The sequence below is a fragment of the Proteus sp. fly-1067 genome (assembly GCF_040139345.1).
Classification (GTDB): Bacteria; Pseudomonadota; Gammaproteobacteria; order Enterobacterales; family Enterobacteriaceae; genus Proteus; species Proteus vulgaris_B.
This window is the reverse complement of sequence record NZ_JBEEUL010000134.1, coordinates 1-641: the sequence shown is the minus strand read 5'-3', so window position 1 is coordinate 641 and position 641 is coordinate 1. Positions and strand designations below refer to the sequence as shown.

At 32.8% G+C, this 641-nt stretch carries 1 protein-coding gene; it reads left to right on the top strand.

Features of this window, described 5'->3' with window-relative positions; all coding sequences use genetic code 11:
- Positions 1 to 154 precede the first annotated feature (154 nt).
- Entirely contained in the window at positions 155 to 538 is a 384-nt protein-coding gene (locus tag ABN217_RS19590; protein ID WP_272581363.1) for a hypothetical protein, read from the top strand.
- Positions 539 to 641: the final 103 nt, after the last annotated feature.

Below are 641 nucleotides of genomic sequence, written 5' to 3'. Positions count from 1 at the left end.
ATGCCTAACAACATTATCGCACTACAAGCAAAACAAGCATTAATGATGGCTACCGAATTCGAAGGTCGATTGGTGAAATGTGACTTTGCAGATTTGCAACCAATGAAAGCCGAAGGCATGCCTTTTAATATTAATCATGGATAGGACATGGAAAATGAATGAATATAGCAAACTAAATGATTGGCAGATTAATCAATTGGTGCATAACTATTACGTTTGCAATGGAGAGTTTAATCTTGAGTTTACTCGTCACTCTGTGAGATGGATAAATAATAATTACGATATTACATATAAAAGAAATGAAGCAATAACTAAAATTGATCGTGATTATTTTGAGGATAAAATAATATTTCACATAATTAGAAAATTTAAAATTAACATTCAATGGAGAGATTCAGTAAATCTATCACCGCTAGCTATTCATGAGAAGTTAATAGCAGAAAGTGCAGATATATCTAGAGCTGTTCTAGAGTGCTATTTAATGATTAAAGAAGAAGGTAATTTAAAATGGATATTATCGACTCAGCAAACGAACTAGAGCAATTACATATTAAAGCCGCATTATCAAATCGCAAGGTAGCAATCAAATCATATAACGGAATGTGCATCTGGTGCGAAGAAATACCAGCAGCACCAAATAG

Excerpts from the sequence above, each read along its gene's own strand:
- ABN217_RS19590 (WP_272581363.1), top strand. The coding sequence starts at position 155 with ATGAATGAATATAGCAAACTAAATGATTGGCAGATTAATCAATTGGTG.